The organism is Pontibacter kalidii, from assembly GCF_026278245.1.
Taxonomy (GTDB): domain Bacteria; phylum Bacteroidota; class Bacteroidia; order Cytophagales; family Hymenobacteraceae; genus Pontibacter; species Pontibacter kalidii.
The window spans coordinates 396,982-419,963 of record NZ_CP111079.1; the positions used below are offsets into that span (position 1 = coordinate 396,982).

The following is a 22,982-nucleotide window of genomic DNA, read 5'->3' on the forward strand; positions in this document are numbered from 1 at the left end:
TGCTTACATTTGGTAATGCAGCTTATTTAAGCTTAATCCGGTTATCTGGCAGCAGTTGGTATTCCTTTCCATCATAAACGCCAACCACATAATCATCCACCGCATCCGATTCAGGTAGTGTAAGGTGTAGCAGCAGAACCGGTTTACCATTCCTTTCCACAGGTACAGGCTGGATACTATTCAGTGTGTACTCTTCCTGTAGTTTATAAAGCACCCGGAGTTCATTATCCTTTAGCTCCGTAATGTATGAGATCGTTTTTCCGGAGCCTTCGCTGAAAGCATAGACAGAATAGGTGGCATTGTATGGCTCCACCAATACGTGCTCCGAGTGCCATACATACTCCGGCTTCAGGTCAAGTTCTTTTATTATCCTTTCTGTCAGCTCCTCGCTTGCTACTGATTGCATTGTCAGATCCTCTAACTCCACACTTGCTGTGCCTAAACAATAGAAGTCGGCCTGCCTGTCCGGAACAACGTCTGCTGGCTTAAAGACAGCAATGAAATAGCCGTTTATGTGGAGGAAATGTTCTGCTCGCGCAAGTGTGGCCTTTGTGATAAAGTTATGTTCGGAGTCATACACTTTTATCGTATCCAGGCTGCTGAAATTGAAGTACTCTCTTGCTGTTGCCTTCGGTAGCCTGAACCTGCCTTTTTCATTATCATCAAATACTACAGAATCAGCTTTCTTGCTTAAAAAATTGTAGTCTTCTTCAGTTAATGGTTTGATAGAGTGAAGGGAAACATAAAACTCACCTGTTTCCGGGAAATAACCGACCTTGTTAAGGTACAGGACAGAACTTTGAGCAGGAGTATGTACGGAGGCCTCTGAAGCTTGCTCTACTCTCTCTTCTAAAGGCTCAACAGTGCAGGAGAGAAGAATAACCTTAAGTAGAACGAGCAGCAGGCTCTTCGTTTTCATTTACTCCCAGTAAGTATGGTCTATTCGTAAAAATCCACCTTGCCGGTCTCCACGTCATACATGCCCCCGATGATGCTGATTTCCCCGCTCTGCTCCATCTCCTTCAGGATCGGGCTTTCTTCCCGTACCCGCTCCATCATCAGGTGCACGTTGTTTTCGGCCACGCTTTGAACAAACTCCGTGTTTTTGCTGCTCCTGTCGGTAGTGGTGGTTTCCAGCTTTATGGCAGGCTCGATCTTTTGCAGCAGGCCGGTCAGGTGCCCCATCTCCACATGGTCGCAGGCGCCTTTGATGGCGCCGCAGTGGGTGTGGCCCAAAACCAACACTACCTTAGAGCCGGCCACCTTGCAGGCAAACTCCATACTTCCCAGGATATCCTCGTTCACCACGTTGCCCGCCACGCGGGTGCTGAAGATGTCGCCCAGGCCCTGGTCAAAAATAAGCTCTGCAGAGGTTCTGGAGTCGATGCAGCTGAGGATGATGGCGAAGGGGAACTGCCCGGTGGAGGTTTCGTTTACCTGCTGCAGCAGGTTACGGTTAGCCTTCAGGTTTCGCACGAAGCGGTCGTTGCCCTCTTTCAGGAACTGGATGGCCTTTTCAGGTGTGAGGCTGCTCTGGGTTTCTCTGGTGTGTACTCTCATGGGGCGGTGTTGGAATTTAGTTTAGAATGCTGCCTGTGCCGGTTTCCCAAGTCACTGCAGTAGTTACTGACTTCAAATATAGCACAATCAGAAAAAATGTGTGCAAGTATAATTTCAGGGAGGCGTTCTGCGCGGCGCGCTGGCAAATTTTTTTAGGGACTAAGTATAAAACGTAAACCTTTTGCTAAATTAAATGTATGTACATGTAATGTAGGGGTTAAGGGAGCGGCCGTGCGGGAGAGAACGTTATGCATCGTCGCCCGTTTACCTTACTCAGCTCTGATAATAAGGAGCTTACTAATTCTGGAAAATAATTAACACATATAAAACGAGTAACTATGGCTACAACAAAATGGGTAGTAGACCCAACCCACAGCGAAGTGCAGTTTAAGGTGAAGCACCTGATGATCTCGACGGTGACAGGCTATTTCGGGAAATTTAACGTGGAGGTAGAGACCGAGGAGGATGACTTTACCAAAGCTTCCCGTATTTTATTCACTGCCGATGTAGACTCCATCAGCACCAATAACGAGCAGCGCGACACGCACCTGAAGTCTGCCGACTTTTTTGATGCCCAAAGCCACGAGCAGGTAAAGTATGAGGGGAAGAGCTTCGAGAAAGTGGGCGAAGACGAGTATAAGCTGCACGGCGACCTGACCATTCGGGGCACCACCAAGCCGGTAAGCGTAAACGTGGAGTTTGGCGGTATTGTGGTAGACCCCTACGGACAGACAAAAGCCGGCTTTACGGTAACCGGGAAAATAAACCGCAAGGAGTACGGCCTTACCTGGAACGCCGTGACCGAGGCGGGCAGCGTGGTGGTAAGCGACGACATAAAGCTGAACTGCGAGATACAGCTGGTGAAGCAGGCGTAAGTCTACCGCTTGGCTTTGTGCTTGCCCGTAATGCGCGGGTGAGGGTGTATACTTCGTAAGTATAAAAAAAAGCTCCGGGCAGTTATGTCCGGAGCTTTTAGTTTACATGCATTGGCAGCAACCGTTATTTCTTTTCGGCCACTATTTTTCTTACCTGGTTCTGTACCTCAGGATTTTCCTTGTAGGCCTTCATCAGGGCGTTATACTTTTCCATCGTCAGGCCATGCTCCTGCACAGCCGCCTCTATTTTCTCTTTGGTTTCAGGCTGCAGCTTTACTACCGCTTGCGCGGCGTTGCTGAAGGCGGCGATCTCCTCCGGGTTCTCGGCTACCTCCTCCAGTTTTTTGGCGCGATGCGCCTTGGCCAGTTCGTTAAAGCGCTCCAGCGTTAGGCTGTTTTCCTCGATCACGGCAACCACGGTGTCGCGGCTGGTTTGTTGAATGTCGGTCACGCTGGTGTTGGCCTCCACGAATTTCTGGAGGTCTTCCTCCGAGTACTGCTGTTGTGCCTGCTCCTGGGCGGCTCCGTCCGGGGTAGCGGCTGCCTCCTGAGCATTAGCCGCGCTGCCCAGGCACATGGTTGCCATCACAAACGCGGCTGCAATTGTCCCTTTCTTAATGAATACCATAATGGATTTTTTTGGATTGGGTGAAAAATTGATTTAAAAAGGATACCTTCTCCCTGCCCCCGGGAAGAGAGCAAAAGATGCAGCCTGCCCTCCTGCTGGCGACAGGCACGTATATCCCGCTCAGCTCAAGCTAAACATTTTTGAGGGTAAATTCAAAAAACGAGGGATAGAAGATGTGCTGAAGCGCGGGGCAGAGGGGCTGACTGGCACGGATGTGTTACTATGTATTTTTAGGTTTATGTATCAGTATCATAACTTGTTACGGGGCGTGTGCAAGGCCGGGAAAAAGTTAAATGCAGCCATTTCCTTAAACTTTCGTTGTCGGATAGAGGAAGGCGGCCCGACGTTACCTTACACCATGCCTGCTAAAGTATAAATCCCCTGCCTAGGCAAGGCGTATCATGCCAAAAACGTATAGAAAGCGTACGAACACGAGTACATGAGCAGACTAAACCCATACCAGCTGGCTTTTCTGAAGTGGCGCAGGCGGCAGAGCAACAACCGTGTGATGCCCTTTGTGCTAAGCGTGGTGGTTGGATCCATTGTGGGGCTCTCGGCCATACTCATCAAGACCATCATCTTTTACATAGAGCAGTACGCCGTATACTTCGCTCCCAAACTGCTGTACTTCCTGCTGCCGCTCATCGGCTTTCTGATCGTCACGTTCATCAACCGCAACATCTTCAGCCAGACGGCATACTTTGGCGGCGCGCGCCACGTCATCGACGCCATCGAGAACCACTCCTCGGTTATCCGGCTGCGGCTAATTTACTCCAAGTTCATCACCACGGGCCTTACCATCGGCTTTGGCGGAAGCTCGGGTGTGGAGGCGGCCATCATCTCGAGCGGGGCGGCCGTGGGCTCCAATGTGGGGCGCTTCCTGGGCCTGGGCTACCGGCTGCGCACGCTGCTGATCGGGTGCGGCGTGGCGGCGGGCATCTCGGCGGTGTATAACGCGCCCATGGGGGGCTTCATCTTCGCCCTCGAAACCATACTTCCCGAGTTCACCCCCACGCTGCTGATCCCGCTGCTGGTGGCGGCGGCGGCCGGCAAGATCCTCTTTGAGTTCATCATGGGCGAGCACCTGCGCTTCCAGGTGCCGCTCACCGACTTTGCCTACGAGGAGATTCCGCTGGTGGTGTTACTGGGCGTGCTGGGCTGGCTCATGTCGAACTACCTGCTCCGGACCTACAGCTACTGCGCCAAGGTCTTCAACAACATCAAGAACGCTTACCTGCGGGCGCTGGTAGGGGGGCTTGCCCTGGGCAGCATCATCTTTCTGCTGCCGCCCATGTATGGCGAGGGCTATGTAAGTATAAACGCGCTGCTCAACAACGAGGAACGCTCGCTGTTGGTGAACTCGCCGCTGGCTGCCCTGCCCAACAACGTGTGGTTCAACCTGTTCTTCTTTTTCCTGATCACGATGGTGAAGCCGATCAGCACGGGCATTTGCGTGAACTCGGGCGGGGAGGGCGGCTACTTCGCGCCCTCCCTGATTACGGGCGGCCTGCTGGGGTTCCTGTTCTACAAGGTGGCGGTGCTCGTGCTTCCGTTTTACGCGCTCAACCCCGCCACTTTCATCTTCCTGGGCATGGCCAGTGTGTTTGCCTGCATCATGAACGCGCCCGTTACCGCCATATTCCTGGTGGCCGAGATCACGCAGAGCTACCAGCTGTTTGTGCCCCTGATGCTGGTGTGCGCCGTGTCGTACTTCCTCAAGTACTACATGGAGAACCTGAGCCGCAGCGTGGTGCAGCCCGCGGGCCAGAGCAAGGCGCTGCGCGTAGACCGCATCCTGCTGAACCAGCTAAGTATAAAGCAACTGATAGATGCGGATGACACGCCGGTGAGGGAGAGCGCCTCCTTCCGGGAGGTGGTGGAGGGGTTTACCAAATCGAACAGGAATGTGCAGCAGGTGCTCGATGAGCAGGGTATGCTGCAGGGCATTATCACGCTGAGCGACCTGCGCCAGCGCCTGGGTGACACCTCCAATTACGACAACATACTTGCCCGCGACCTGATGCACCCGCCGGAAGCCGTGGCGGAGATCGACGAGTCGGCCTCGGATGTGCTGGATAAGTTTGACACCTACAAGCTGTGGACGCTGCCGGTGGTGCGGCACGGCAAGTTCAAGGGCTTTATCTCCAAGAGCCGCCTGCTAACGCAGTATCGGAAGGAGCTGACCAAGGTAAACCGGTTTTTTTAGGGAGAGGCAGCGCATGCGTGCCTCGGCCCGCTGTAAGTATAAGGCAAGTAAAACCCTGCGGCGGCAAAGTGTGGGCAAGCTTACATTTGAACACTTTTTCATAACATTAAAACAGTATGCTCCGTTTCTACTGAAATAAACCTAAAATTTAAACCATTAGTAGACTATGGAAACATCAATGAACGACCTGAAAAACAAAGCCGACAAGGCGAACCCGCAAAAACAAGAAGGGCCGGTGGCTGCAGCAATAGAAGAATATACCGCCCGCATCCCCTCCGATATGTACCTGTGGGCCGCGCTGGGTTCTATGGCTATATCAGCCACACTTAAAGTGATGAAGAAAGACGAAGAAGCTTTATTCGTAGGCCAGTGGGCCCCGTCTTTCCTGCTGCTGGGCGTATACAACAAGCTCGTAAAGCAACTTGGCAAGGACAAGTACACCAGTTAATGACTTGCCTTCATAAGCAGAAAGAGGAAGCCAGGTGCTTCCTCTTCTTGTTTGGAGCAATGCCTGTCGGCGCTGGGTTTATACTTCATCCGGCCCGGCCCCAAGAGCATGTTTCCCGCTCATACTTCCCCGCAGGCTGTCGGTCTCTGCCGCCGTAACGTTTACCGGTAGCGCGGCGCCGGCAGGACTTGGGATATCGCCTCATCACGACATTAGGACATACAATTCTCCAGAATACCGTAACAGAGAGGACTATGTTTGGCATCAACGACATTCCGAAGTTCTTCCTGGCTTTCTTTCTTGTGCTTCCGGTAATTTCCTTTCTCCACGAGGCAGGCCATGTGTTTTTTGCCTGGCTGATGGGCGGCAAGAATATAAAAGTAACCGTGGGGTCCGGAGACGTTCTGTTTCGGGTGGGGATACTGGAGGTGAGGAAGTATTATTTTTGGTACGGGCTCTGCTCTTATGATAACCTAAAGCGCAACCAGCGATTCTCCAACATCCTCATCTTTTCGGGGGGAGTGCTGTTCAACGCCCTATCGGCGGTGGCTATCGTATTTATGGTGGAGGAGGATATGCTGGAACCCGGGATGCTCACCTACCAGTTTACGTACTTTTCGATGTACTACATCTTCTTTGCGCTGCTGCCCATGCCTTACCCGGACGGCAGCTACAGCGACGGCAAGTACATTCTTGACCTGATCCGCAACCGGCCCACAGCCGAGAGTATTTACCGCATCCAGTGGGATGAGAAGAAGGAACAGTGGCAAGTGCTGGATCATAACAGAACCGTGGTGGAGGCTTTTAAGGAGGAGGAGCAGGCACTTGCCCGAGCGCATCAATTAGCGCAAAATAATCGCCCGAGCCGATTGCTCCATACGAAGAATGGCGAAGAGGTGGAGGTTTTTAATTATCCCAAGGTGCCACTATGACACATTGCCGGGCGGGAGCCTTTTGTGAGCACTGACGCGAAGCCTACGCCCGCCCGCCGGAGGGGGCGGATTCTCCATCGGAACACCCCGTAGTATGCTATACTTTATAAATACAACCTAACTTATGATTGCAGCAATTTTTAGCTTTTTGGTGATGCTGAACCCCTTTGCGCTCTTCCTGTACCTCAAGCCGGTGATGAGCGACCTGTCGAACGCAGATTTTAAGGCCGTCTTCCTAAAGGCCTCCCTAATCTCGTTTGGCATTTACCTGGTGTTTCTTCTTTTTGGCGATGTGGTGTTCCAGACGGTTTTCCGCATCAACTTTGAGTCGTTCAGGATATTCGGCGGCGTGGTGCTGTTCTCTTTTGCCTATATCTTTATTGTGCAGGGCAAGCAAGCGTTCATCCAGATAAAAGGCGACCTGCACGACCTTGCCTCCGAGATCGCGCTGCCGTTTATGGTCGGTGCCGGCACCATCTCCCTCACCGTGCTGATGTCGGAGCAGCTGGTGCTGTGGCAGGGCATACTGTCGCTTGCCATCATTATGCTTGTCAACTTTGCCATCATCATGGGGTTGAAAAACATTCGCCGCAGCATGCGCTCCAAAAAGGTGCAGCTGGCCTTTGACAAGAACATGGAGCTGCTACTGCGCGTCAACGGCTTCTTCCTCGGCGCCATCGGTATAGACATGATCGTGACGGGGATCAGGAACCTGGTTTCGGGTGGGCTAGGCTAGCCGAAACCAGGTTCCCTCCAAAGTCCTACCTCTTTACTTTATCACCTCCTTCGAGTACACCAGCCAAAGCGGCACGTCGATATCGGTGTTATACAGCTCGGTGGGTACACTGCCCAGGCTCAGCGAGGGGAGCGGGTTGTTTCCCTTCAGGCCGAGCACCAAGAGGTCGTGGCGGCCTCTCTCCAGGTGCAGGACAATGCGCTCGGCTATACTTTTGTTGGCGGCACGCACCAGGGTATAGGGCACCCCGGCAATCTCCCGGTGGCGCTTCTGCAGGTCAGCAAACTTCTCTGTCACCAGTTCCTCGGCCTTCCGGACGGCTTTTTCTTCCGATATCAGTGGGAAAAACTGTGTCGGCAGCCGGTAGACGTGCATGATCTCCAGCTGCAGGTTCAGCTGGTCCGACAGCTCTTTGCTGAGCCTCAGCGCGTGTACCGAGGTGTCCGAGAAGTCAATGGGCACAAGTACCCTCCGGACGTTGAAGCTGGCCGTCTCGGGGAAGACCAGCAGGCTGCAGGGGAGTATGCGCAGTAGCTTCGTGCCCAGGGCACCTGTGCTTTTGTCGCTCATCTTCTTCCCCAGCAGCGTCAGTCTTATGCCATAGCGCTTCACTATGTCAGCAAGTATCACCTCGGTGTTGGGCTCCTCGCTTACCAGTATTTCGTGGTCGGTGATGTTGCCGAATTGCTCCGCTACGATGTCGGTGATGTTCTCCTCTACTTCTCTGCTAAGGTCTACATTTCCGATCATCTCCCGGAAATCATCGCCCAGTTCATAGAGTCTGATGTTGTGCACGAAGTACACCTTCCGCACCTGCAGGCGTTCGCAGAGGGAGCGGGAAAAGGCAACGAGTTTCTCATCCAGGTCGCTCAGGTCGAGGCAGACCATCATGGCATCAATTGAGATCATAACGTATCAGGGTTTGGTGATATGGAGGCGTCTTTTCTGCTCTCAGCTGTTCTAGCATCTTGTTTCTGGGCACGCTTAGCCAGCATCTCGGCCACCAGTTGCTGGTAAGCCTTGCGCTGCTGGGCCTTGCCGAGCCTAGTTTCCTCCTCGGCCTCCTCGCTCAGGCCGCGGTACAGGCTGAAGCACATCAGCAAAAGAATGATGGCAAAGGGCAGGCCCGTGATGATGACGGCTGTTTGCAGTGCCTGTAAGCCGCCGCCGATCAGCAAGACCGCCGCGATAGCCCCGCCCGCTAGCGCCCAGAAGACGCGTATGCCAACCGGGGGGTCTAGCTTGCCGCCGGAGGTCAGGCTAACCACTACCAGCGAACCGGAGTCGGAAGAGGTGACAAAGAAGCCGGCTATAAGTATAACGCCTATCACAGAAAGTACCGTTGAAAAAGGCAGCTGCTCGAAGAACACGAACAAGGCGGTGGACATGTCGGCTGCCACGGCCTCCGCTATGGTGGCGTCGCCAGCCAGGATTTCGCGTAGGGCGGTGCTGCCGAAGGCCGTCATCCACAGGAAGCAGAGGAGCGAGGGGGCAATGAGCACACCCAGAATAAACTCCTTTATCGTCCGGCCTTTGGAGACCCGCGCGATAAAGATGCCTACGAAAGGCGCCCAGGAGATCCACCAGGCCCAGTAAAAGACCGTCCAGGAGCCTTGCCAGTTCCGGGTGGAGTAAGCCTCGTTCCAGAACGAGAGCTGCATGAAGTTGCCGATGTAGGAGCCGGTGTTCTGCACGTAGGAGCCAAGTATAAAAACGGTTGGGCCCAGTACCAACACGGCCACCAGTATGAACAGCGCCACGCGGATGTTCCACTCGCTCAGGATACGCACACCTTTATCCACTCCGGTCACCACCGAAATGGTCGCAATACCAGTGATCACCACGATAAGTATGATTTGAGTGGTGATATCGTTCACAATGGCCGGGAACACATGGTTCAGGCCGGCGGCCACCTGTTGCACGCCCAGCCCCAGCGAAGTGGCCAGGCCGAACAGCGTCGCGATCACGGCCAGGATATCAATCACATGCCCCACCACGCCATGGATACGCTCGCCCAGAAAAGGATAGAAGGCGGAACGTACTGTTAGCGGCATCTGTCGGTTATAGGTAAAGTAAGCTAGCGCCAGCGCCACCAGCGCATAAATGGCCCAGGCATGCAGCCCCCAGTGCAGGAAAGTGAAGTTCATGGCCTGTCGGGCGGCGGCCGGTGTGCCGGGCTCACCGAGCGGAGGCGTCTGGAAATGGTTGATGGGCTCCGCAATGCTCCAGAACAGCAAGCCAATGCCCATACCGGCGCTGAATAGCATAGAAAACCAGGCCGAGGTGCTGAACTCTGGTTTAGCGTCCTTCCCACCTAATCGGATTTTACCAAACCGACTGAAGGCCATGTACAGGCAGTAGGCGACAAAAAGGTTGACGCTCAAGATAAACAGCCAGCCCATGCTGGATGTAATGACTGCCTGGGTGTTGCTGAAAAACTCCTCCGCATCTTTCCTGAAAATAAGCACAAGGGCTATGCTTACCACCAGGAACACAATGGACGACCAGAACACGGGGCCGTTCACATCCAGGCCAAACGACCTCTTTGTATCACTTCTTACTTTACTCATGCATCGTGTTTTTATAAGTTAGAAATAATACCCCATGTTGATGTTAAAGCGCATGTGCCAATTCGTGTCGCCGGGTGTGCCTGCGGCAAGGGCATTCGTCCACTCGGGGCCCAGCCACGGGTGATTATAGCCGAAGGCTGCGTCGGTATAGATATACATGGGGCCGGCTGTAAAGAGCGCGCCAAGTACGTTCATGTGAGCGTTTTCGAAACCGCTTACTCGTTTGTTGTAAAAGCCATAGTTGTTGTAAATATCTATACTTTGTACGAGACGGGTATTTAAAGGAATGTGGTAGGCGATGTTTGCCGTGTAAATTTCCCCTTTGTTGGCCACGTTATAGTTAGCCCCGTAAGCGCCCATTTCTACGAAGCCCGGATTGGCCCCGGCAGCATATTTTGGGTTGAAATGATAGAGCATGGCCTGCAGCTTGATGTTCCAGGGGCTGTGGTCGGCCTTATGTTCGTAATGTATTGCCTCGGCGTAGCGGGTGCCGTTGCGCTCGGTGTCGAGGTTGTAGAGTAGCCCGCCCTGCAGCGAAACGCCCAGCTCGTGTGCCAGGCTATCGCCCAGGCGGCGCACGACCTTAAAGTTGAGCTGGTTGTTTTCCTTATTACGTGCGGTCACATCGTAGGAATAGCGGTTGGGGCTGGGATCTGTTAAAGCAAAGACGAACTCCTCGGCGCTTTTGTAATAGGCCGCCTGCCACTGCCAGCGGCCGGAGTCGTGGATATACTTGAAGCCCATGTCGTGGTCATCTTCAAAGCCCACGTAGTAGGTGATGTTAAAGAACCAGTTGTTGGAGTTGTATTGTTGGATTCCAAAGGGTACCTGGTTCAGGCCCACCTGTAGCTGCGATTGCTCTGAAAAATCGTACTGAAACCAGCCCTGTTTGAGAAAAGAACCTCCAAAAGCCTGGGAGTAGTGGCGGAACTCGGCATTGAGCTTGATGCCCTTGTACTCGGCTTCGGCATTGATGCGAAACATGTCAAAGCCAAAGTCCCCGCCACGGTCTAACTGGTCCTCCTTCCAGGTAGAGAGGTTATAGTTAAAACGCACGGCGCCGCCCAATTTCAGGTATGGCTTTTCCTCAGGCTTCTCTTCCGGGAATTGCGCCTGGCACACCCTGCCGGAGATAAGAAAGAGGGCTAACAGTAAACAGAACCGGTATTGTAAAGCTATCTTCAATTGTACAGCCGTTAAAGTATACTTCTCTATTGACGAGCTAAGGGGGCAAAAGTTACTCCGGAACGGGAAAGGAGGGGCGTATGGGCAGACTCGTGCTATAGCAAAAGGCCCTGCAAACACAACGTCTGCAGGGCCTTTGCTTGTAAACCGCGCTTCAAAGTATAAGCTTAGCGTGCAGCGGTGATTTTACTTCTTAGACTGCGGGCCCGGTACCGGGAAACCGCGGTCACGCATCAGCGCGTCGATCTTGGCGTCGCGGCCGCGGAAGTGACGGTAAGCATCGGCAGGGTCCATGGAATTGCGTGGGGCAAACAGGTATTTTACCAGCTTGGCTGCTACCTCGGCGTCATAAAATCCGCCTGGCGCCTCAGCAAAAGCCTCTGCTGCATCTGAGGTCAGTACGTCGGCCCATAGGTAGCCGTAGTAACCAGTGGCGTAGCCCTCGCCGGAGAACACGTGCCCAAAGTGCGGGGAGCGGTGACGCATCACGATTTCCTTCGGCATCCCCAGTTTTGCCAGCGTTTCCTTCTCAAACTTGGCAGGGTCCAGTCCGCTCGGGTCTACCAGGTGGAAGTGCATGTCCATTAGGGCAGAAGCCAGGAACTCAGTGGTGGCAAAGCCCTGGTTAAAGGTAGCGGCCTTCTTGATCTTGGCCACTAGCTCCTGCGGCATCGGCTCACCTGTCTTGTAATGCTTCAGGTAGTTGTTGATCACCTTGTCCGTAGACAGCCAGCGCTCCAGCAACTGCGACTGGAACTCGGTATAGTCGCGCACGCCGCTGTTCAGGGTTGGGTATTTCACGTTAGAGGCCAGGAAGTGCAGCGCATGACCGAACTCATGGAAGAACGTTTCCGCATCGTCCCACGATACGAGCACCGGCTCGCCCGGGGCAGGCTTCACAAAATTGGAGTTGTTAGACGACAGCACGTTTTTCTTGCCGTCAAAGGTGGTGTGGGCGCGGTACGTGGTAGCCCAGGCACCGGAACGCTTGCCTTGGCGCGCGAACGGATCGAGGTACCACAGGCCGATGTGGGCACCGGTTGTCTTGTCGGTCACTTCCCATACTTTCACATCCTCATGGAAAACCGGCACAGAGCCCTCCGGTACCGGCGTGAACTTGAAGTTGAACAGCTCACCAGCCGTAAAGAAGATCGCATCGGTCAGGTTGCCTAGCTCCAGGTACTGCTTCACCTCGTCAGAGTTCAGGTCATACTTTGCCTGGCGCACTTTTTCGGCGTAGTAGCGGTAATCCCACGGCTCAATCGTGATCTTGGTTTTGCTCGTCTTGTTTGCCAGTTGCTGCATGTCGGCCACTTCTTCCTTGGCTCTGGCAATGGCAGCCGGCCATACGGCCATCATCAGGTCCATGGCCGCCTCAGGGGTTTTGGCCATACGGTTCTGCAGGCGCCACTGCGCATAGTTGTCGTAGCCCATCAGCTGCACGCGCTCGCGGCGTAGCTTCAGAATGTCTACAATGTTCTGCTTGTTGTCGTGCTCGTCGTTGTTATCGGCGCGGGAGTAGTAGTTTTTCCATACTTTCTCACGCAGCGCACGCTCGTTCGAGTAGGTCAGGAACTGGTCCATGCTGGAGCGGGTGTTTGTCACGGCATACTTGCCTTCCTGCCCGCGGTCAGCAGCGGCTTTGGCAGCAGCCTTTACAAACGACTCCGGCAGGCCGCCCAACTGTTCTTTTGTCAGGTACACAACATACTTCTCCTCGTCGGCCAGTATGTTATTAGAGAACTCAGTGTAAAGCGATGAAAGTTCTTTGTTGATCTCTGCATAGCGCTCTTTCTTTTCCGGGCTCAGGTCGGCGCCTTCCATGGCAAAGCCTTCGTATACCAGCTGCACTACGCGCTGCTGGTCGGCAGGCAATGGGTTTTTCTGGGAGTTCTCGTAAACGGTCTTGATGCGCTGAAACAGCTTCTCGTTCTGGGAGATCTTAGAGTTGAACTCAGAGATCTTGGGAGCCATCTCGGCCTGCACCTCTCTGAACTCAGGCGTGGATACGTTGCTGCTCCAGATGCCATAGTAGGTGAATACGCGGCCCAGTTCCTCGCCGGCGCGCTCCATCTCCTCGATGGTGTTCTCGAAGGTGGCAGGCTCCGGGTTGTTGGCGATCACCTCTATCTCGGCCAGGTTCATGGCCATGGCCTTTTCCATGGCAGGCTTCAGGTCGGCCAGGTTCATCTTGTCGAAGGCTGGCACGCCGCCGTACGGTCCGGTCCATTCCTTCAGGAGCGGGTTGGTTTCAGCCTGCGCCTGCTCTACGGTTGCCTGTGCCTGCTGCGACTTGTCCTCTACCGTGGCACAGTTGGTCAGGGCAAGTACAGCCATCAGGCTACCTGCTGTTATAATTTTCTTTTGCATAGAATACTTTAAAATTGGGTGAATAATGCCCTGCTCAGGCGGTGTTAACTGCAAATTAAGCACAAGATACAAAAAACAACTATAATGCCGCCCCGCCCCGCAGGGTAGCTAAGGCAGTGTGGCTGCTTTTTATACTTCGTGCGGTGGTGTCTGCACAAATATCGTGCAGCAACAGTTTAAGATTGTCTGTTTCCGTGTCTTTAAGCCCATAAAAGCAATATTTTGCCATCATATTTTTATAATTATCGTGTAACTCTTTTAGGATGAGGATATAAGAATGATCATCGCTAAACAGAGCAAAAGTGTGCCTTATGGAAGAAGCCAGGTATCATGAGTTCGTGTCTGAGGAGGTTTTCCGGAACGGGTTTGTCTCAATTCTTTATTATGAAGCAGGCTCGCTGCTAACGATTCAGTGGATGCGGCAAATCGATTTTGATGAGCGGCGAGAGGGGTTTCTCTGGGCGCTAGACTTCTCTATTGAAAACAAGGTAAGGCATTGGCTGATTGATGACGCGGAGATTTTCGTGATCACTTCGCAGGAGCAACGTTGGGTAGAGAACGAGTGGACGGCGCTGGTGGCAACATCCGACATCAGCAAAATCGCTGTTCTCCTTCCCGACCATTACAACAGCCTCGTTGCCTTCAGGGGCTTTACCCAGCGGGCACAAAAGAACTACCAGCACCACGGCACCGCCCGGCACGAGGTTTTCATGGATAAACAAACGGCGCTGCAGTGGCTGTTGGGGGAGAAGGAGGCGAAGTAATTGGAGGATTGGGGGCGGGAATTACCGGTTCGAGCGACCCTTCCCCCTCAGCGCTACGCTCGCTTCTAGAAGCACACTTTTGCTTCCTTATGCCATCCTGGAAGTTAAAAATCCCGCACTTATTTCGGGAGATCTTGATGGAAGGGAAGTTAAGCTGTAGTTACAAAGTATAAGTTTCATTGCAGCAGATATCGCACGGACAGGTCGCGACCTGTCCCTACAAAGTATAAACCCACCCCAACCCCTCCCAGGAGGGGAATTCACCCCACCCCAGCCCTCCCCTAAAAACATGGGAGGGGCATTCGCGATACCTGGTCCAACCACCCCTACCCCTCAGAGCTGCGCTCGCTACCTTCGAACTCTCGTTCTCGGTAGTCCAAGGAGGGGAGCTCCGTTCAAGCTCCGTCAGCGGCGGCTATCGAACTGATACCCAGTCCTTGGGTTGAGCGCCTTCTAGATTTCTGGTGACGAGCGAGAGCGAGGCATTGCGACTTTAGGAGCAAAGGAAATGTAGACAGTGCGATGCCAAAGGACGAGCCCTCCCGGGCTTGAGTGAGCCAAAATATGAAATGAAACGAGTTGGTCGTAAAGCTGAGGATCAGCGGCAGCTAGCAAGCATAGCTTGTTTCAAGTTGCGGAAAGCAGCGGCTATGGAAGTATAGCCAAAGTATAAGTATGGCTTTTCAAGCCAGTCGGATTGCAAACCCGACGCCATGATAGGTACAAGTCAAAAGACTTGCACCATAGAAAAAGGCAAGTATAAAGTATAGCTTGTGCAGATCAGGAGATCTGCAGCAGAGAGGTTCCAGACAAGGATATCCGGAACAGCAAGTATAAAAAGTATAAAAGTAGAGCTATGGAACACAGGGCTTCGGCAGCACCCACAATTTCCGGATCTCGTAACACAAGGTAATAATTCCTTCGATTCCTTATACTAAATAATTGAAACTTGCGTAGGATAGATTGTACCATCAGAACCACAACGCCATGTACACCACTGTTTTTAAATTCGGGGAGGGTAGTCCGTTTGTCAATGCCAGGCGGCCGGTAAGCACCGAGATTCGCGACAGGCTGCTCTGGCAGGCCATGCGCCTTTCCAGATCGGGCAAGCGCGTCTTCAAGGACGGCCTGGTGATCTATACGCCCATTCCAGCCTACCTCAGCGGCCCCACTACCCTGGAAGTATACTGGGATTTTGAGAGCCCGGACGAGTATGACGCCTATCCTAAGGCGGCCTCCTAACGCGTTGTAACAAAGCCCGTACAGGGTGCCTCCTTTTCTGAATAACCTCGTATACTACCACATGAACCTCAACCTATTTAACACCCACACCCTGGCAGGAAGACTGGAGATTATCTGGGCGCACGGGAATTTTATTGCCTACCGTGGCAGAAGAGGCTACCGCATTGAGCTTTACAACCTGGGCAGCTTTTTTGCCGAAGTCTGGTATAATCCTGAAAACGATTACATCAGCCTGGTGCGTGGCTTTACCAGCAATAAGGCACTGGAGCCCTACATTACTCAGGTAGACCTGATGGAAATGCTTGATTGGTAACCTGCCGGTATTCTATTTACCCACCCCTGCGCCCGTACCGGAACCCTCCGGGAAAATGGTGCGCCGCATCCCCCATGCACATCCTGCTATGCCTTTTCCCGGGCCGTCCGCTCTGGCGCCAAAGCGCAGCAGAAAGGCCGAAACCTCAGGAAGAAAGGCAATACGGGCGGGAAACTCATACTTTGTTTTACTAACTTGCAATCTAGTAGGTAACAGAACCGGACTATACGCACGTTAGATGAACTTCATAAAGAACCTAAAGATCAGGGATAAGCTTATTCTGCTGCTTTCCCTGCTGCTCGTTCCGCTGGTATACTTTCTTGTATCCGCGGTAGAGAATGAACTGGAAGAGAACGCCGCCCTGAAGCAGGAGGAACTGCAGTTGGAGGAGTCGGAGAAAATATCCGCTTTGCTTCATGCGTTTCAGCGGGAACGTGCCCGCATGCTGGCCTCCGCAACCGGCGACACCGACATGCTGCTGGAGGCAAAGGCAGCCCGGGCCACCACGGATGCTGCCGAAAGGGAGTTGAGTGCTTTCCTGGAGCGTTCGGGCCGGGTACTGCCGGAACTATTGCTGCTGAGCGAGCAGAAGAAGTATAGGAGCCGCCTCGATCAGCAGAATTTTAATCAGCAGGAGTATAGGGAGTACTCGAGCAGCTTGATCTTCAACCTGCTCAACAGGATGGACGCGAACGCCACGGGTGTCGGCAACACGTTTCTGGGGCGCCAGCTTGAGAGTTTCCGCCAGCTCACCGAGGCCAAAATACAACTGGCCAGGGTCAGGAGCTACTTTTTAAATGCCATACAGGGGGAGCGCTTCAATTACAACGACTACGCCACCATCAGGTCGCAGATTACTGCCTACAACCGGGCCCTCGATAATTTTAGCCGCTATGCCGGGCCGGAGGCAATGCGCCAGGTGCAGGGCATTATCTCCTCCGGGAATTATAAAAAGGTGGCAACCGTGCTGCAGTCCATCGAGGCAGACCCACAGCTGAACCTGACCTCCTTCGACCCGGACACCGTCTTTGACGAGTTTACCGTCAGCATAGAGGATTTCCGCAAGGCGGAAACGGCGCTTTCAGGCAGCATCAAGAGCGATATAAGCGAGCGGGTGGTGGAGAAGCAGCAGGCCGTGGCCACGCTCATCATTGCCTTTCTGCTCATACTTGGCCTAACGGTTGCCCTGTCCATCTACATCATCAACATGATCTCAGTATCGCTCACGAAGCTGAAAACCGCTGCCGACCGCATCAAGCTGGGCGCTACCGATGTAAAGATCGATATCGATAGCGAAGATGAGATTGGGAGCGTGGCTACCTCCTTCAGGGGAGTGCTGTATAAAACAGTGCATCTCTCGGAAGTGGCACAGGCCATTGGCGAGGGGCGCTACGATGTGGCGGTAACTGCCCAAAGCGAGGAAGACGTGCTGAGCATGGCCATCCGCGACATGAAAAACAACCTGCAGCGCTTTACCACCGAGAACACCAACCGCAACTTTATACTTACCGGCGTGGCGGAGCTTAACAGCCACGTAAGCGGCGAAACAGCCCTAGAGAAAGTATCCGAAAAGGCCATTCACTTCCTGTGTGAGTATACGCGCTCTGAGGCGGGTGTCCTGTACCTGCACCAAAGCGACGGCAGGCTGACACCCGCGGCCAGCTATGGCGTGGCCGTGAACCTGGAGCAACTTCCTACTTTTGAGATTGGCCTGGGCAAAGTGGGGCAGGCCGTTCAGGAGCGCAAGGTGAAAGTGCTGGAGGGCGTGTCGGAGGAGCACCTGAAGATTAAAACGGCCCTTTCAGATATTGGGCCTGCCTCGGTTATCATCGTACCTTTATACTTTGGCAACAATATCGTTGGGGCGCTGGAGCTTGCCGCGCGCCACCCCTACACGGAACTGCACCAAAGGTTGTTCGATACTGTTGCGGAGCGCGTGGCAGTGATGATCCATACTTTAAGAGCACACCTGCAAACCCAGGAGCTGCTGTACGAAACCCAGAACCAGGCCGAGGAGCTGGAAACGCAGCAGGAAGACCTGCGCCAGCTGAATGCTGAACTGAAGGCATCCGAGGAGGAGCTGCGCGTGAACCAGGAGGAGCTGCAGGAGAAAAACGCCGAGCTGGAGGAAAAAGCCCAGCTGCTGGAGGAGCAGTACGAAGCGCTTGGCGCCAAGAACAGGGCCCTGGAGGATGCCCGCGAAGCCATCGAGCTGAAGATACAGCAGGTGGAGACGGTGAGCAAGTATAAGAGCGACTTCCTGGCCAACATGAGCCACGAGCTGCGTACCCCGCTCAACAGCATCCTCATACTTTCCAGGCTGCTGGCCGACAACGTGGAGAACACCCTCTCAACCAAACAGATCGACCACGCCCAGATCATCCACAAGTCAGGCAACGATTTGCTCCGGCTGATAAACGAGATCCTGGACCTGTCCAAGATCGAGTCAGGAATGGTGAAGCTGGAGACAGAGGAACTGAAGTTGGAGGATATCTCGATGAAGCCGCTGTTTGGGGAGGTGGCCACCAAGAAGCAGATCCGGTTTATCGAAAGCATCAACCCGGGCAGCTCCGAAACCATTGTAACCGATCGCTTCCGCCTGGAGCAGATCCTGAAAAACTTTATTGGCAATGCGCTTAAGTTTACCGACGCCGGTGGCGAGGTGGAGTTCTCCATATCGCCGGTGCTGCACAAGCCAAAGTTCAGGTCGGAGCAGCTGCGCGAGCAGAACGATATCCTGGCCTTCTCGGTGCGCGACACCGGTATCGGCATACCAAAAGAGAAGCAGGACGTGGTGTTCGAGGCATTCCAGCAGGCAGACACGTCGACTACGCGCAAATATGGCGGCACCGGCCTGGGCCTTACCATCAGTAAGGAACTGGCCACGCTGCTGGGCGGCGAGCTGATGCTGGAGAGCGAGCCGGGCCAGGGCAGCACCTTTACCCTGTACCTGCCGCGCGTGCCGCAGGTGGTGGAAAAGGAGCAGCCTGAGCCAGCCACAAGTATAAAACAGGCTCAGCCAACTGCTCCTGCTCCCGCGCAAAGCAAAGGGCAAGGTGTAGGGCAAATGTTCAGGAGCATGGAGCGCCAGGAGAAGCAGGATATTAAAGTGCTGATCGTGGAGGATGACAAGGGCTTCAGTGATATTCTGGCAGACTTTGCCCTGGCTAAAAATTTCAAAGTGCACCAGGCCTATACCGGCCGCGAAGGACTGCGTCTGGCCCGCGAGGAGAAGCCCGACGCCATGCTGCTCGACATCCACCTGCCTGACATGACGGGCTGGGACGTGCTGAAGCAGGTGCGGGAGGATAGGGAGCTGCGCCACATGAACGTGCACGTAATGTCGGCCTACGACAAGGATGTGATCGGCGAGCATGCTGAGAAACAGGAGTACCTGCCAAAGCCGGTTACGCTGGAAATGCTGAACAAAGCCTTTAGCTCTATACTCAACGGGTCGGACGCTACGATCGAGAACATCCTTATTGTGGAGGATAACGAGATCGAAAACAGAGCGGTAGGTGAGCTGCTGCTGGCGCATGGGCTCAAGTCCACCCCCGCCTACTCGGCGGAGGAAGCCGAGCAGGTGCTGGCCAGGCAGAAAGTAGACTGTATCATACTTGACCTCAACCTGCCGGGCATGAAAGGCTACGAATGGATGAGGAAGATCAGGTTGCAGACCACACTTTCGGATATCCCGATCATCATCTACTCGGGCAAAGACCTGAGCGAGGAAGAGGAAACACAGCTAAAGGAATTCGCCAACACCATTATCATCAAGAACGAGTACTCGTACCTGCGCCTGCTGGATGAGGTGCAGCTGTTCCTGCACAAGGTAAACCAGAAACTGCCGCAGGGTAGGGAGTTCAGGATGAAGCTGCACGTGCCGGAGGAGGTGCTGCGCGACAGAAAGGTGCTGGTGGTGGATGACGACGTGCGCAACATTTACTCGCTGAGCAGCTTGCTGGAGATGCACGGCATGGAGGTAACGGCTGCCTACAACGGGAAGGAGGCGTTGCAGAAGCTGGGCTCCGAAAGCGACATAGACATGGTGCTGATGGATGTGATGATGCCGGAGATGGACGGCATTGAGGCGACAAAACGAATTCGGGAGATTTCTCGTTTTAAGCAACTCCCGATCATTGCCCTCACCGCAAAAGCCATGAAAGAAGACAGAGAGAAATGTATAGAGGCCGGCGCTTCTGATTATATACCAAAACCAGTGGATACTGACAAGTTGCTGACCTTAATGCGGGTTTGGTTGTATGAAGCCTAAGACGGATGAGCTGTTTGAGCAGGAGGTAGAGGCGCTCATCCAGGACATACATACGCAGTACGGGTATGATTTCAGCGGCTACGCGCGGGCCTCGGTTTACCGCAGGGTCAAACGATTCCTGGGGCAGAAGCACCTGCCGGGTATGGAGGCGCTGCGGGACAGGCTGTTCTCAGACAGCTTCTTTTTCGAGAATTTCCTGCAGGAGATCACCGTGAACGTGACGGAGATGTTCCGCGACCCGACGTTCTTCCTGTCGCTGCGCCAGAACGTGCTGCCCATACTTAGCACCTACCCGTTTATCAAGATCTGGGATGCCGGCTGCTCCACGGGCGAGGAGCTTTTCTCGCTGGCCATACTGCTGCAGGAGGAGGGGCTGCTGGGCCGCACCAAGATCTACGCTACCGACATCAACCAAAAGGTGCTGAAGCAGGCGAAGGAAGGCATTTTCCCAGCCTCCAGCATGGCGGCCTATGCGGCGGCATACTATGCGGCGGGGGGCAAGCGCGATTTCGCGGAGTACTATACCAGTAACTACGGCAGCGTAAAGTTTAACGCATCGCTGGTGCGCAACGTGGTGTTTTACCCGCATAACCTGGCTTCGGATACCTCGTTCAACGAGTTCCACCTGGTAGTGTGCCGCAACGTGCTGATATACTTTAACCGGCAGCTGCAGGAGCGCGTGTTCAACCTCTTCGATGAGAGCCTGGTGAGCCTGGGTTACCTGGCGCTGGGCAAAAAGGAAACGCTGGCTATGTCGGGCATCAGCCCCAGGTACGACATCGTAGATAAAAGCAACCGCATATACCGTAAAGTAAGCTGATGCGAGCATCCCCAAAACTGATCGTGATGGGCGGTTCCTGGGGCGGCATTCAGGCATCGCTCTCCGTTTTAACGGACCTGCCGGTCAGTTATAGCATACCTGTTATACTGGTGCTGCACCGCCTGCGCAACCAGGAAGGCAGCCTGCAGGATATATTTGGCAGAAAGCTGCTGCTCAGGACGGTGGAGGTAGAGGAGAAGGAGCCGGCCTTGCCGGGGCACGTATACCTGGCTCCGGCCAATTACCACGTGCTGCTCGAAAAGGACCATACGTTCTCTTTGGATGATTCGGAACAGGAGAATTATTCGCGCCCCTCCATAGACGTTACCTTTGCCAGCGCCGCGGATGTTTTTGGCGAAAACACGGTGGGTATACTTTTAAGTGGCGCCAGCAGGGACGGAAGTTCAGGATTAAACTATATCTTTGAAAAAGGAGGTATGGCGATTGCACAAGACCCGCACGAAGCCGAGGTAGCCACCATGCCACAGGCAGCCATCGATAGTATCCCTGGCTGCACCGTAATGAATGTTGCGCGCATAAAGGAGTTTTTGCTTTCCTTACATGAACACTGACCACGACCTGAAGCTATTTATCCCGGATACGACCGTGCACCCCGTAAAGATACTCCTGGTGGATGACAAGCCTGAGAACCTTGTGAGTCTGGAGAGCCTGCTTTCGGAGGACGACGATCATATCACTTACCTATTTGCTAACTCTGGCGAGGAGGCCCTGAAGATCGCGCTGCAGGAGGAACTCGCTCTTATACTGCTGGATGTGCAGATGCCCGGCATGAACGGCTACGAGGTAGCCCGCTACCTGCGCGATATCTCCAAGACCCGCGACATCCCGATCATATTCGTAACGGCCATTGCCCAGCAGGAGACCCACGTGCTGGAAGGCTTTGAGGCCGGCGCCGTGGATTTCCTCTTCAAGCCGCTGCACCCGTCCATCACCAAAGCCAAGGTGGCGGCCTTTGTGCGCTTTTACCTGCAGAAAAAGGAACTGGAGCGGATCAACAAAGAAACCAAAGACCTAAACCAGCAACTGGAGGAGCGCGTGCAGGAACGCACCCGTGAACTGACCAAGGTAAACAAGGACCTGGATAACTTCGTCTACACCGCCTCCCACGACCTGAAGGCGCCCATCAATAACATAGAGGGCTTGATAACGGTCCTGCAGGATACGCTGGAGGAGAAAAGACTCGACCTGCAGGATGTAACGCCGATTATAGGTATGATTAACGATGCCGTGGGCCGCTTCAAAAACACGCTCTTAGACCTAACGGAGGTAGCCAGGGTGCAGTACGAGGAGCAGGCTGTGGCGCCTGAAAGCGTGCCTTTTAAGGAGATACTGGAGGATGTGAAGCTGTACATCAAAGACCTCATCCAAAAGTATGGCGCCACCATTGTGGACGATTTTACGGCCGCTCCCGAAATTACTTTCTCCCGCAAGAACCTGCGCAGCATCCTGTACAACCTCGTCTCCAACTCCATCAAGTATAGCTCGCCGGACAGGAAGCCCGAGATCGTTATCACTACTGCAGTGGCAGGGGATTATACCTTGCTGACGGTGCGCGACAACGGCCTGGGGCTGCGCAAGCAGGACCAGGGTAAAGTGTTCGGCATGTTCAAGCGCCTGCACGCCCACGTAGAAGGCTCCGGGGTGGGCCTGGCCATCGTGAAAAGAATTGTGGAGAACTGCGACGGAAAGATCGAGTTTGAAAGCGAGCTGGGCGTAGGGTCTGAGTTCAGGGTATACCTGAAGTAGGGCAGGATGTGAGGTTTAAAAAAGATTCCCCTTTATAGTGTTCCAACCACCCCTGCCCCTCCTTGGCTAAGGAGGGGAGCCCGTAATTACTCCTGCTGAAGTATAAACTGCATAGTTGTTGCGTTGCGCGGACAGGTCGCGACCTGTCCCTACAAGTATAAACCCATCCTTTCCTGCTCTTTCGGATTTGCAATCCGGAAGTATAATAGCCGCGGATTTGTAATCTGCCCCGGCAAAGGCAGTAGCTACGGACAGAAAAGCGGATTGCAAATCCGCAGGTAACAGCGTTCCGG

At 53.9% G+C, this 22,982-nt stretch carries 20 protein-coding genes; 12 read left to right on the forward strand and 8 right to left on the reverse strand.

Annotated features, from left to right (window positions below):
* Nucleotides 1-22: 22 nt before the first annotated feature.
* Together OH144_RS01685 and OH144_RS01690 are read right to left on the reverse strand one after the other, a co-directional pair.
* Nucleotides 23-919, reverse strand: a complete 897-nt coding sequence (locus tag OH144_RS01685) for a hypothetical protein (protein WP_266204552.1) — start codon at nt 917-919, stop codon at nt 23-25.
* A gap of 20 nt (nt 920-939) precedes the next feature.
* Nucleotides 940-1,560: a carbonic anhydrase family protein gene (locus tag OH144_RS01690; RefSeq protein WP_266204553.1), complete on the reverse strand. Its 621-nt coding sequence runs from the start codon at nt 1,558-1,560 to the stop codon at nt 940-942.
* Between the two features lie 338 nt (nt 1,561-1,898).
* Here OH144_RS01690 and OH144_RS01695 point away from each other — a divergent pair, with 338 nt between their 5' ends.
* The gene (locus OH144_RS01695; protein ID WP_266204554.1) at nt 1,899-2,435 is read left to right on the forward strand and encodes a YceI family protein; all 537 of its coding nucleotides are present in this window, start codon (nt 1,899-1,901) and stop codon (nt 2,433-2,435) included.
* Nucleotides 2,436-2,559: 124 nt separating this feature from the next.
* On the opposite strand, the gene OH144_RS01700 is transcribed toward OH144_RS01695, so the two are convergent.
* Complete coding sequence (locus OH144_RS01700; RefSeq protein WP_266204555.1) at nt 2,560-3,063, reverse strand: DUF4168 domain-containing protein; 504 nt, start codon at nt 3,061-3,063, stop codon at nt 2,560-2,562.
* Between the two features lie 439 nt (nt 3,064-3,502).
* Here OH144_RS01700 and OH144_RS01705 point away from each other — a divergent pair, with 439 nt between their 5' ends.
* The 4 genes from OH144_RS01705 (at nt 3,503) to OH144_RS01720 (ending at nt 7,385) form a co-directional block, all read left to right on the forward strand.
* Entirely contained in the window at nt 3,503-5,269 is a 1,767-nt protein-coding gene (locus tag OH144_RS01705) for a chloride channel protein (RefSeq protein WP_266204556.1), read from the forward strand.
* A gap of 166 nt (nt 5,270-5,435) precedes the next feature.
* The gene (locus tag OH144_RS01710) at nt 5,436-5,717 is read left to right on the forward strand and encodes a hypothetical protein (protein WP_266204557.1); all 282 of its coding nucleotides are present in this window, start codon (nt 5,436-5,438) and stop codon (nt 5,715-5,717) included.
* A gap of 254 nt (nt 5,718-5,971) precedes the next feature.
* Nucleotides 5,972-6,649 carry a site-2 protease family protein gene (locus OH144_RS01715; protein WP_266204558.1) on the forward strand — a complete coding sequence of 226 codons (678 nt, stop codon included), beginning with the start codon at nt 5,972-5,974 and terminating at the stop codon, nt 6,647-6,649.
* A gap of 124 nt (nt 6,650-6,773) precedes the next feature.
* Entirely contained in the window at nt 6,774-7,385 is a 612-nt protein-coding gene (locus OH144_RS01720; RefSeq protein WP_266204559.1) for a MarC family protein, read from the forward strand.
* Nucleotides 7,386-7,418: 33 nt separating this feature from the next.
* Here the strand turns inward: OH144_RS01720 and OH144_RS01725 are convergent, their stop codons facing one another.
* From OH144_RS01725 to OH144_RS01740, 4 genes are all read right to left on the reverse strand, one after another.
* Nucleotides 7,419-8,294 (reverse strand): universal stress protein, encoded by an 876-nt coding sequence (locus tag OH144_RS01725; protein WP_266204560.1) that lies wholly within the window; start codon nt 8,292-8,294, stop codon nt 7,419-7,421.
* Nucleotides 8,291-9,955: a BCCT family transporter gene (locus tag OH144_RS01730; RefSeq protein WP_266204561.1), complete on the reverse strand. Its 1,665-nt coding sequence runs from the start codon at nt 9,953-9,955 to the stop codon at nt 8,291-8,293. The genes OH144_RS01725 and OH144_RS01730 overlap by 4 nt, the downstream gene beginning before the upstream one ends.
* An 18-nt stretch (nt 9,956-9,973) precedes the next feature.
* Entirely contained in the window at nt 9,974-11,140 is a 1,167-nt protein-coding gene (locus OH144_RS01735) for a hypothetical protein (RefSeq protein WP_266204562.1), read from the reverse strand.
* Nucleotides 11,141-11,326: 186 nt separating this feature from the next.
* Complete coding sequence (locus tag OH144_RS01740) at nt 11,327-13,510, reverse strand: M3 family metallopeptidase (protein ID WP_266204563.1); 2,184 nt, start codon at nt 13,508-13,510, stop codon at nt 11,327-11,329.
* Nucleotides 13,511-13,821: 311 nt separating this feature from the next.
* Between OH144_RS01740 and OH144_RS01745 the strand changes: the two genes are divergently transcribed.
* From OH144_RS01745 to OH144_RS01755, 3 genes are all read left to right on the forward strand, one after another.
* A complete protein-coding gene (locus OH144_RS01745) occupies nt 13,822-14,274 on the forward strand; it encodes a hypothetical protein (RefSeq protein ID WP_266204564.1) in 453 nt (150 codons plus the stop codon).
* Between the two features lie 987 nt (nt 14,275-15,261).
* Nucleotides 15,262-15,516 (forward strand): hypothetical protein, encoded by a 255-nt coding sequence (locus OH144_RS01750; RefSeq protein ID WP_266204565.1) that lies wholly within the window; start codon nt 15,262-15,264, stop codon nt 15,514-15,516.
* Between the two features lie 61 nt (nt 15,517-15,577).
* Nucleotides 15,578-15,829, forward strand: a complete 252-nt coding sequence (locus tag OH144_RS01755) for a hypothetical protein (protein WP_266204566.1) — start codon at nt 15,578-15,580, stop codon at nt 15,827-15,829.
* Between the two features lie 12 nt (nt 15,830-15,841).
* On the opposite strand, the gene OH144_RS01760 is transcribed toward OH144_RS01755, so the two are convergent.
* Entirely contained in the window at nt 15,842-16,030 is a 189-nt protein-coding gene (locus tag OH144_RS01760; protein ID WP_266204567.1) for a hypothetical protein, read from the reverse strand.
* 37 nt (nt 16,031-16,067) lie between these two features.
* On the opposite strand from OH144_RS01760, the gene OH144_RS01765 reads away from it, so the two are divergent.
* The 4 genes from OH144_RS01765 to OH144_RS01780 are packed head-to-tail and all read left to right on the forward strand — an operon-like array spanning nt 16,068 to nt 22,689.
* Nucleotides 16,068-20,102: a response regulator gene (locus OH144_RS01765; RefSeq protein WP_266204568.1), complete on the forward strand. Its 4,035-nt coding sequence runs from the start codon at nt 16,068-16,070 to the stop codon at nt 20,100-20,102.
* A complete protein-coding gene (locus OH144_RS01770) occupies nt 20,092-20,922 on the forward strand; it encodes a CheR family methyltransferase (protein WP_266204569.1) in 831 nt (276 codons plus the stop codon). The genes OH144_RS01765 and OH144_RS01770 overlap by 11 nt, the downstream gene beginning before the upstream one ends.
* Entirely contained in the window at nt 20,922-21,494 is a 573-nt protein-coding gene (locus OH144_RS01775) for a chemotaxis protein CheB (RefSeq protein ID WP_266204570.1), read from the forward strand. Before OH144_RS01770 ends, OH144_RS01775 begins: the two co-directional genes overlap by 1 nt.
* Nucleotides 21,484-22,689 carry a sensor histidine kinase gene (locus tag OH144_RS01780; protein ID WP_266204571.1) on the forward strand — a complete coding sequence of 402 codons (1,206 nt, stop codon included), beginning with the start codon at nt 21,484-21,486 and terminating at the stop codon, nt 22,687-22,689. Before OH144_RS01775 ends, OH144_RS01780 begins: the two co-directional genes overlap by 11 nt.
* Nucleotides 22,690-22,982 lie beyond the last annotated feature (293 nt).

What these genes read in the sequence shown, in the direction of transcription:
- OH144_RS01685 (WP_266204552.1), bottom strand. Translation starts at nt 919, where the DNA reads ATGAAAACGAAGAGCCTGCTGCTCGTTCTACTTAAGGTTATTCTTCTC.
- OH144_RS01690 (WP_266204553.1), bottom strand. Translation starts at nt 1,560, where the DNA reads ATGAGAGTACACACCAGAGAAACCCAGAGCAGCCTCACACCTGAAAAG.
- OH144_RS01695 (WP_266204554.1), top strand. Translation starts at nt 1,899, where the DNA reads ATGGCTACAACAAAATGGGTAGTAGACCCAACCCACAGCGAAGTGCAG.
- OH144_RS01700 (WP_266204555.1), bottom strand. Translation starts at nt 3,063, where the DNA reads ATGGTATTCATTAAGAAAGGGACAATTGCAGCCGCGTTTGTGATGGCA.
- OH144_RS01705 (WP_266204556.1), top strand. Translation starts at nt 3,503, where the DNA reads ATGAGCAGACTAAACCCATACCAGCTGGCTTTTCTGAAGTGGCGCAGG.
- OH144_RS01710 (WP_266204557.1), top strand. Translation starts at nt 5,436, where the DNA reads ATGGAAACATCAATGAACGACCTGAAAAACAAAGCCGACAAGGCGAAC.
- OH144_RS01715 (WP_266204558.1), top strand. Translation starts at nt 5,972, where the DNA reads ATGTTTGGCATCAACGACATTCCGAAGTTCTTCCTGGCTTTCTTTCTT.
- OH144_RS01720 (WP_266204559.1), top strand. Translation starts at nt 6,774, where the DNA reads ATGATTGCAGCAATTTTTAGCTTTTTGGTGATGCTGAACCCCTTTGCG.
- OH144_RS01725 (WP_266204560.1), bottom strand. Translation starts at nt 8,294, where the DNA reads ATGATCTCAATTGATGCCATGATGGTCTGCCTCGACCTGAGCGACCTG.
- OH144_RS01730 (WP_266204561.1), bottom strand. Translation starts at nt 9,955, where the DNA reads ATGAGTAAAGTAAGAAGTGATACAAAGAGGTCGTTTGGCCTGGATGTG.
- OH144_RS01740 (WP_266204563.1), bottom strand. Translation starts at nt 13,510, where the DNA reads ATGCAAAAGAAAATTATAACAGCAGGTAGCCTGATGGCTGTACTTGCC.
- OH144_RS01745 (WP_266204564.1), top strand. Translation starts at nt 13,822, where the DNA reads ATGGAAGAAGCCAGGTATCATGAGTTCGTGTCTGAGGAGGTTTTCCGG.
- OH144_RS01750 (WP_266204565.1), top strand. Translation starts at nt 15,262, where the DNA reads ATGTACACCACTGTTTTTAAATTCGGGGAGGGTAGTCCGTTTGTCAAT.
- OH144_RS01755 (WP_266204566.1), top strand. Translation starts at nt 15,578, where the DNA reads ATGAACCTCAACCTATTTAACACCCACACCCTGGCAGGAAGACTGGAG.
- OH144_RS01765 (WP_266204568.1), top strand. Translation starts at nt 16,068, where the DNA reads ATGAACTTCATAAAGAACCTAAAGATCAGGGATAAGCTTATTCTGCTG.
- OH144_RS01770 (WP_266204569.1), top strand. Translation starts at nt 20,092, where the DNA reads ATGAAGCCTAAGACGGATGAGCTGTTTGAGCAGGAGGTAGAGGCGCTC.
- OH144_RS01775 (WP_266204570.1), top strand. Translation starts at nt 20,922, where the DNA reads ATGCGAGCATCCCCAAAACTGATCGTGATGGGCGGTTCCTGGGGCGGC.
- OH144_RS01780 (WP_266204571.1), top strand. Translation starts at nt 21,484, where the DNA reads ATGAACACTGACCACGACCTGAAGCTATTTATCCCGGATACGACCGTG.